Raw genomic sequence first — 8,441 nt, 5'->3', positions numbered from 1 at the left:
ACCTGCAACATCGCCACCACCGCGGACGGCATCGAGCTGATCACCACCCTGGACACCTGCCCCGACGGCTCACGAGAAGCAGACATCGAGAGCGCCCCCTGCAACGACGACGAGTACGAGCTCGCCGAGCTGTGGGTCGAACGCCTCCAGGACGACGGCACCTACACCGCACCCGAGCAGGTCTCCGGCCGCGAGTGCATCACCCCGGCCGACGTCGCCGCCCAGGCCCGACGCGCCTTCGCCGCCATGCAGATCACCACCCCCACCGCCACGGTCCAAGCCCGCGAACCGCTGCTGGTCAACGTCCACTACCCCGCCTACGCCACCACCCAACCCCAGACCCAACAGGCCACCCTCCTGGACGTGCCCGTCGAGATCCGCGCCGACCCGGTCGAATACACGTGGAACTTCGACGACCCCCACACCCCAGGCGGCGACACACTGACCACCACCGACCCCGGCCGAGCCTGGACCGGCGAGACCACCGCACCCGACGCATCCTGGATCGGGCACACCTACACCCACCTCGGCGACCCCGCCCACGACCCCGACACCCACGTCGACGACCAGGGCGACTGGTACCGCGACACCGTCACCGTCACCCTGGACACCACCTGGCAAGGCCACTTCCGCATCGCCGGCACCAGCACCTGGACCACCATCGACGGCACCATCACCACCACCAGCACCACCGAACCCGTCACCGTCACCGAAGCACGCGTCCGCCTCCACTGCGACGACCTGCACGGAGCCACCACCTGCTGACCACCCCGCGGTGTCTCCCACGGCGTCGATGGTGGCGCAGGGGACGGTGGCGGTCGTGGCGGTCGTGGCAGTCGTGGTGCGTGCCGGGGCCCGGCCGGCGCTGCGTGCGGCACGTTGCCGTGCTGAAGGCGCACCGACGTCCGCAGGCTGTGGTCACCCGCGCAGCACGTCCATCAGCGCCCGGTTGATGTAGAGCACCTCGCGGCCGACGCGCAGGTCGGCAAGCACGCCGGCGTCGACCAGCCCGTGCATCCACTTGGAGGCCGTGGGCCGAGACACGCCGCACCGGTCGATGACGTCCCGCACCCGGGCATATGGCTGCTCCATGAGCACCGCCAACAGGTCGCCGTTGGCCGACCCCACCACCTGGCGCACATGATCGAGCAGCCGTTCCTGAACCTTGTCGATGTTGTCGACCACCCGGGTGGTCCGCTCCGCAGTCACACGGACGCCGTCGACGATGTACCGGACCCACGGTTCCCAGGCCCCGTCCGACGTCACCAGGCGCAGCAGACGGTAGTAGTCGTCCTTCGACTCGATGATGTAGCGGGACAGGTAGAGCAGGGGAAGGTGCATCAGGCCGGCGTCGCAGAGCATCAGGACGTTCATGATGCGCCCGGTGCGACCGTTGCCGTCGGTGAACGGGTGGATCGCCTCGAACTGGTAGTGGGCGACAGCCATGCGCACCAGCGGGTCCAGATCGGACGGCGCGTTGAGGAACTCCGACCAGTCGTCGAGCAAGCTGCTCAGCGCGGTGCCCGACGGCGGGGTGTAGACCTGCTGCCTGGTCGCAGGATCTCCGATGAACACCTCACCGCGACGGAACCCCTCGTCGTGGCCGCGGATGACGGCGCAGATCTCGGCCGCCGTGTTCGCCGTGAGCGGGCGCTGGCCAACCTGCTGGAACCCGGTCTGCAGCGCGCTGCGGTACCGGAGCGCCTCCCGTGCCGCGGGAGTCGCTCCGACGTCTGTGGCTGCTGCCGTGAACAGCTCGTCCGTCGTCGTGACGATGTTCTCGATCTCCGAGCTTGCCTGCGCTTCCAGGAGCGGGATGGCGTTGATCAGCACCGTCGGATTCGGCAGGGCCTGCGCTCGCGCGTCGAAGCGCGCCAGGGCATCACGCGCCTCGATCGTCGCCTTGAGCACCGCGTGGGTCTCCAGCTCCACCGGGGGAGGGAGGGGTTAGACGAACGTGTCAACGCAGTTGCCACGTGGCACACAGCAGCCCCACCCGCCCCTCCGCTGTGGGTGCACGACACGCCACCATCCACGCGGCGACAACGGCGTGTCGTGCACCCACAGCGGAGGTGTGGAACGACGAAGGCCGCGGCGGGACGAGTCCCACCGCGGCCCGTCCGTCTCGCCGAGCCGTCAGGCGTCGGCCGCGGCGGTCTCGAGCTCGTCGTACGTCGCGAGCTCGGCCAGGTCGCCGGCGACGATCTCCGCGATCTGCACGGCGTTGAGCGCGGCACCCTTGCGCAGGTTGTCGTTGGACACGAACATCACGAGACCACGACCGTCCGGCACCGACTGGTCCACGCGGATGCGACCCACGAACGACGGGTCGGCACCGGCGGCGGCCAGCGGCGTCGGGACGTCGGCCAGCTCCACGCCCGGCGCGGAACCCAGCAGCTCGCGCGCCCGGTCGGGCGTGATCGCCGCGCCGAACTCCGCGTGGATCGCCAGCGAGTGCCCGGTGAACACCGGCACGCGCACACAGGTCCCCGCCACGGCGAGGTCCGGCAGCCCGAGGATCTTGCGGGACTCGTTGCGGAGCTTCTGCTCCTCGTCCGTCTCCTCGGACCCGTCGTCCACGATCGAGCCGGCCAGCGCCACCACGTCGAACGCGATCGGCGCCACGTACTTCTCCGGCTCGGGGAGCTGGACCGCGTCCCCCGAGAGCGCCAGGCCCTCGAGGTCACCGGCGACGGCGGCGCGCGCCTGGTCGGCAAGCTCCTTGACCCCGCCGACCCCCGACCCCGACACCGCTTGGTAGGTCGCGACGCGCAGGCGCTCCAGCCCGGCCTCCGCGGCCAGCGGCTTGAGCACCGGCATAGCGGCCATCGTGGTGCAGTTCGGGTTGGCGATGATGCCCTTGGCCGCGTCGGCGATCGCCTCCGGGTTCACCTCGGAGACCACCAGCGGCACCTCGGGGTCGAGGCGCCACGCGGACGAGTTGTCGACGACGACGGCGCCCGCCTCGGCGAAGCGGGGAGCGTGCTCGCGCGACGTCCCCCCACCGGCGGAGAACAGGGCGATGTCGATGTCGGCAAGCTCCGCCGTCGGCGTCGCCGCGACGTCCTCGACCGTGACGTCGACGCCCTCGTACGTGATGACCGAGCCGGCCGACCGCGCCGAGGCGAAGAGGCGCAGGTTCTTCACGGGGAAGCCGCGCTCGGAGAGGAACCGGCGGATGACGGCACCGACCTGGCCGGTCGCACCGACCACGGCGACGTCGACGCCCTGGTTGTTGATGAGAGCCATCAGCCGATCACCGCCCCGTCCCGGCGTAGACCACGGCCTCGCCCTCGGAGGAGTCCAGGCCGAACGCGGAGTGGATGGCCCGCACCGCGTCGTCGAGGTTGTCCGCGCGGGTGACGACCGAGATGCGGATCTCCGAGGTGGAGATCATCTCGATGTTGATCCCGGCGTCGCGCAGCGCGCCGAAGAGGCGTGCCGAGATGCCCGGGTGCGACTTCATGCCGGCGCCGACGAGGGAGACCTTGCCGATCTCCTCGTCGATCTCCAGCTCGTCGAACTTGAGCTCCGACTTCACGGCGTTGAGCGCGGCGACCGTCGAGCGGACGTCGCCGTGCGGCAGCGTGAACGAGATGTCCGTCAGGCCCGTCGCGGCGACAGAGACGTTCTGCACGATCATGTCGATGTTCGCGCCGGCTCCGGCGACCACCTCGAAGATGCGGGCGGCCTGGCCGAGCGTGTCGGGGACGCCGACGACGGTGATCTTGGCCTCGCTGCTGTCGTGCGCGACGCCGGAGATGATCGGGTCTTCCATGGCTTCCTCCTGGTCACCGGTGCTGGCGTTCGGGTCGATGGCGTCTCCGTGGGTGCCGGTCACGAGCGTGCCGGTCTTGCCCGAGAACGAGCTGCGGACGTGCACCGGTACGTCGTACCGGCGCGCGTACTCGACGGCCCGCAGCGCGAGGACCTTGGCGCCGGAGGCAGCCAGCTCGAGCATCTCTTCGTAGGTGACCTGGTCGATCTTGTGGGCACCCGGCACGATGCGCGGGTCGGCGCTGAAGATGCCGTCGACGTCGGTGTAGATCTCGCAGACGTCCGCGTCGAGCCCAGCGGCCAGGGCGACCGCCGTCGTGTCCGAGCCGCCACGGCCGAGCGTGGTGACGTCGTTGGAGGTGCTGACACCCTGGAATCCCGCGACGATCGCGACCTGCCCCTTGGAGAGGGTCTGGCGGATCCGGTGCGGGACGACGTCGACGATGCGGGCCTTGCCGTGGACCGCGTCGGTGAGGAGGCCGGCCTGCTGGCCGGTGAAGGACTTGGCCTTGACCCCGAGCTTGTCGATCGCCATCGCGAGGAGGGACATCGAGATCCGCTCACCGGCGGTGAGCAGGATGTCCATCTCCCGCTGCGGGGGCCTGGGGCTGATCTCTTCGGCAAGTTCGAGGAGCTCGTCCGTGGTGTCGCCCATGGCGCTCACCACGACGACCACGTCGTTGCCGGCGCGCTTGGCCTCGGCGATGCGCTTGGCCACGCGCTTGATGGAGCGGGCGTCCGAGACGGACGACCCACCGTATTTCTGCACGACCAGTGCCATGCAAGCAACCTTCCTGTTGCCGGCCACCGTCTCTCTCAACGGCCCGCCGGTGTCTTGTGTGTGCGCGGACCATCGTAGCGGCCGGTCCACGCGACCGATGTGGACGCCGTCACAGACGGCGGTACTACCTCGGCGGAGTGCGCACTACCTCGAGAGGTCGGTGACGACGTCGTAGCCGAGCTTGCAGATCAGCGCGCCGACCACCACCACGAACACCACCCGCACGAACCCGGAGCCCTTCGCGACGGCCATCCGCGCCCCGACGTACCCGCCCACGAGGTTCGCCACCCCCATCGACAGGCCGAGTCCCCAGATCACGGCGCCGTGCGGCACGAAGTACAGCAGCGCCCCGAGGTTCGTGGCGAAGTTGACGATCTTCGCCAGCGCGGACGCCGGCAGGAACGCGTAGCCGAGCACGCTCACCAGGGAGATCACCAGGAACGTCCCCGTCCCGGGCCCGAGCAGGCCGTCGTAGGCGCCGATGACCAGGCCGATGCCCGCGGCCGTCCACCGGTGCCGGTTGCCCTCCCAGCGCAGGTCGTCCTGTGCGCCGAGCCGCGGCCGCAGGATCGTGAACAGGGCGACCCCGACGAGCACCACGAGGATGATCGGCGTGAACAGCTCCGCCGGGATCTGCGTGGCGAGCGCCGCGCCGCCGACCGCCCCGGCCAGGGCCGCGAGCGCCATCGGCCCCGCCGTCGTCAGGTCGGGGCCGACGCGCCGGTAGTAGGTGATCGAGCTCACCGAGGTGCCCATGATCGAGCCGAGCTTGTTGGTCGCGAGCGCCTGCACGGGCGAGATGCCCGGCACGAGCAGCAGCGCGGGGAGCTGGATCAGCCCGCCCCCACCGACGACGGCGTCGACCCAGCCGGCGGCGAGGCCGGCCAGGACGAGCAGGACGATGGTGGTGGGGTCGAGGTCGAGCACGCGTCGAATCCTTGCACGTGCTCGACGCCCGAGGCAGTCGTCGCAGGTGAGAGATCATCCCGGAGGATGATGTCGGTACCGCGCCTCGCGGCGTAGGTTCGTCGCCATGACCGACGACGGCGGTGGTATCAGCACGCGCGGCGTGCGGCGGGCCTTCGGCACCGTGCACGCGGTGGTGGACGTGACCCTGGAGGCGCGGCCCGGCCGCGTCACGGCGCTGGTCGGCCCCAACGGGTCCGGCAAGACGACGCTCCTGCTGATGCTCGCCGGGCTCCTGGCGCCCGACGGCGGCGAGGTCCGGATCGGCGGCATCGATCCCGCTGCGCACGGCCGTGCCGCACGCGCCCGGATCGGCTGGATGCCCGACGTGTTCGGCACGTGGGAGTCGCTCACCGCCCGCGAGGTGCTGACGACCGTGGCGGCGGCCTACCGGATGAGCGCCGCGGACGGCGCCCGGCGCGCGGCCGAGCTGCTGGAGCTGGTGCACCTCGCCGATCTGGCCGACTCCCCCGCGCACGTGCTCTCCCGGGGGCAGAAGCAGCGGCTCGGGCTCGCTCGGTCGCTGGTCCACGACCCCGACGTGCTGCTCCTCGACGAACCCGCCTCCGGCCTGGACCCTCGCTCGCGCGTGGACCTGCGCGAGCTCGTGCGCCGTCTCGCGGCAGCGGGCAAGACGATCCTCATCAGCTCGCACGTGCTCACCGAGCTCGACGAGATGGCCGACGACGCGGTCTTCCTCTCCCAGGGGCGCACCGTGCGGTCGCAGTCCGTGGACGACGCCGCCGCGGAGCGCCGCGCGTGGCGGATCGCCGCACTGACCCCCGATCCGCTGGCGGAGTGGCTCACCACGGCCGGGATCGCCGCCCGGCTCGAGGACGACGGCGCCGCGCTGGTCGAGCTCGGCGGCGACGAGGCCGCGGCGGCCCTGCTGCGCGACGCGGTCGACGCCGGCGTGCCGGTGGTCTCCATGGCGCCGGCCGGTGGCGCGCTGGAGCAGGCGTACCTGCGACTCGAGGAGGAACGACGGTGAGCGTCGAGACCCGGGAGGTCCCGCCGTCGGGCACCCAGCCCCGTGCGGTGCCCACGAGCGACTGGTCCCTGTCGTGGCAGGGCGTGCGGACGGTGACGCAGCTCGAGCTGCGGCAGCGGGTGCGCTCCACGCGCTGGAAGATCGCGCTCGTCGTGTGGTTCGTGGTGGTGGGGCTCATCACCCTGCTCACCTCCGGCGCGGTCACCATGATGTTCGACGACCCGTCGATGGGCGCGGACGGCGCGGGCGGGACGATGTTCGGCGTCGTCGTCTTCTTCGTCCTCTTCCTCGGGCTGCTGGTCGCGCCGGCGCTCACCGCTCCGGCGATCAACGGCGACCGTGCCGCCGGGACGCTCGCGACCCTCCAGGCGACGCTCCTCACCCCCGCGGAGATCGTGGTCGGCAAGCTGCTGGCCGCCTGGCTGGCAGCCCTCGCCTTCCTGGCCGCGAGCGTGCCGTTCATCGTGTGGGCGTTCGCCGTGGGCGGGCTGCCGTTCTGGTCGCTCGTGTCCGTCGTGCTGGTGCTCGCGGTCGTGCTCGGGGTGGTGTGCGCCGTCGGCCTCGGGTTCTCCGCGCTCACCGCGAAGACCTCCGGTTCGGCGGTGCTCACCTACCTCACCGTGGGCGGGCTGTCGGTCGTGACGCTGGCGCTCTTCGGCCTCAGCGCACCGCTGGTGACCACCACCGAGGACGTGCGGACCTGGAGCGCACCGACCGACTACGACTGGGAGGACACGGAGCCGCCGGAGTGCGGGTGGACGGTCCAGACGCAGGACGTCTGGCACTCCGAACGCACCTGGTGGCTGCTCGCCGCCAACCCGTTCGTGATCGTCGCGGACGCCCAGCCGCTCGCCGACCCCGAGACGTACGAGTCCGCTGCCGACCCGTTGACGCTGATCCAGTACGGGGTCCGGTTCGCCCGCACCGGTCCTCCGGCGGAGCAGGACTGGTGCGGAGACATGTGGTTCACGGTCGACGGTCGCGACACGCAGCTCACGTCGCCCGTCGAGGAGCAGCAGCCGAGCGAGTCGGAGGTGTGGCCCTGGGGCCTCGGGATCTACGTGCTGCTCGGCGCGGGCGGGATCGTCACCGCCGTCCGGCGCCTGCGCATCCCGGCGCACCGGCTGCCGCAGGGCACCCGCGTCGCCTGACGGTCCCCGCGCCTCGGCGGGTCAGGCGTGCAGCGCGTCGTACTCCGCCTCGGCGGCGACGTCGTCGGGCACGTCGAGGCGCAGGTGGCCGAGGACGCCCTGGAGCACGCGCAACCCTGACGCGGCACGCTCGCCCCAGCTCGACAGGTAGCTGAACTGCCACCACCACAGGCCCTCGAGCTCGTGGCCGTCGTCGAAGTGCTGCAGCCCCTTGGCGATCTCGTCGGCCACGCAGGCCAGGTCCCCGGAGAGGGTCGCCGGGGCGACGTCGGCGCTCAGCACCGGGTCGGTCACCTCGACGTAGTCGTCGAACCCGTCGAACATCCGGGCCAGCGCGGTCCGCAGCGGGTCCATGTCGGTCTCCCGCCCGGCGTCGGGCTCGAAGCGCTCGACGGGGACGACGTCGGTGATCGCCGCGAGCCGTGCGCCCGCCGCGAGCAGGTCCGAGGTCGCGAGGATCAGCAGGGACAGCTCGGCGCCCGGGAATCCGCCCGAGGCGACCTGCGACGTGGTCGACAGGAACGTCCGGGCCTGGGCCGACATCTGCTCGGCGACGTCGCGCAGCTCCGAGTCGGCGGAGATCTCTGGCACGTTCCTCACCCGTTCCTGCGCTCGATGCCGGGCCGAGCGTCTCTCGCCCCCGCGTGCTGACAGTGTCCCCCGAGCGACCTCCGGGACGCCAGGCGACCGGCGATCTGCCATGAGATCGGCAAGATCATTAGTCTTGATGATCATCTTTTGCTTGCCGATCAGCAGAAGCCCGTCTACGGTCAGG

At 71.2% G+C, this 8,441-nt stretch carries 8 protein-coding genes; 3 read left to right on the top strand and 5 right to left on the bottom strand.

Going from position 1 to position 8,441, the window contains the following annotated elements; all coding sequences use genetic code 11:
• The coding region (locus ACH5HR_RS14590; RefSeq protein ID WP_416478519.1) for a hypothetical protein at positions 1–765 on the top strand (765 nt) is incomplete at its 5' end.
• A gap of 153 nt (positions 766–918) precedes the next feature.
• On the opposite strand, the gene ACH5HR_RS14585 is transcribed toward ACH5HR_RS14590, so the two are convergent.
• The 4 genes from ACH5HR_RS14585 to ACH5HR_RS14570 form a co-directional block, all read right to left on the bottom strand.
• Positions 919–1,932, bottom strand: a complete 1,014-nt coding sequence (locus tag ACH5HR_RS14585; protein WP_416478518.1) for a Fic family protein — start codon at positions 1,930–1,932, stop codon at positions 919–921.
• Between the two features lie 204 nt (positions 1,933–2,136).
• Positions 2,137–3,249, bottom strand: a complete 1,113-nt coding sequence (locus ACH5HR_RS14580) for an aspartate-semialdehyde dehydrogenase (protein ID WP_416478517.1) — start codon at positions 3,247–3,249, stop codon at positions 2,137–2,139.
• Between the two features lie 7 nt (positions 3,250–3,256).
• On the bottom strand, positions 3,257–4,558 hold the full coding sequence (locus ACH5HR_RS14575; protein ID WP_416478515.1) for an aspartate kinase: 1,302 nt from the start codon (positions 4,556–4,558) through the stop codon (positions 3,257–3,259).
• 144 nt (positions 4,559–4,702) lie between these two features.
• Positions 4,703–5,485 (bottom strand): TSUP family transporter, encoded by a 783-nt coding sequence (locus ACH5HR_RS14570; protein WP_402376785.1) that lies wholly within the window; start codon positions 5,483–5,485, stop codon positions 4,703–4,705.
• Positions 5,486–5,591: 106 nt separating this feature from the next.
• On the opposite strand from ACH5HR_RS14570, the gene ACH5HR_RS14565 reads away from it, so the two are divergent.
• Positions 5,592–6,515 carry an ABC transporter ATP-binding protein gene (locus ACH5HR_RS14565; RefSeq protein WP_416478513.1) on the top strand — a complete coding sequence of 308 codons (924 nt, stop codon included), beginning with the start codon at positions 5,592–5,594 and terminating at the stop codon, positions 6,513–6,515.
• Complete coding sequence (locus ACH5HR_RS14560) at positions 6,512–7,666, top strand: ABC transporter permease (protein ID WP_416478512.1); 1,155 nt, start codon at positions 6,512–6,514, stop codon at positions 7,664–7,666. Before ACH5HR_RS14565 ends, ACH5HR_RS14560 begins: the two co-directional genes overlap by 4 nt.
• 21 nt (positions 7,667–7,687) lie before the next feature.
• Here ACH5HR_RS14560 and ACH5HR_RS14555 read toward each other — a convergent pair whose 3' ends face one another.
• The gene (locus ACH5HR_RS14555) at positions 7,688–8,257 is read right to left on the bottom strand and encodes a DUF5063 domain-containing protein (protein WP_402376792.1); all 570 of its coding nucleotides are present in this window, start codon (positions 8,255–8,257) and stop codon (positions 7,688–7,690) included.
• Positions 8,258–8,441 lie beyond the last annotated feature (184 nt).

This window comes from Isoptericola maris, from assembly GCF_048065335.1.
Taxonomy (GTDB): Bacteria; Actinomycetota; Actinomycetes; order Actinomycetales; family Cellulomonadaceae; genus Isoptericola; species Isoptericola rhizosphaerae.
Note: the sequence above shows the minus strand (reverse complement) of the source record. Positions and strands in the feature narration are given on the sequence as shown.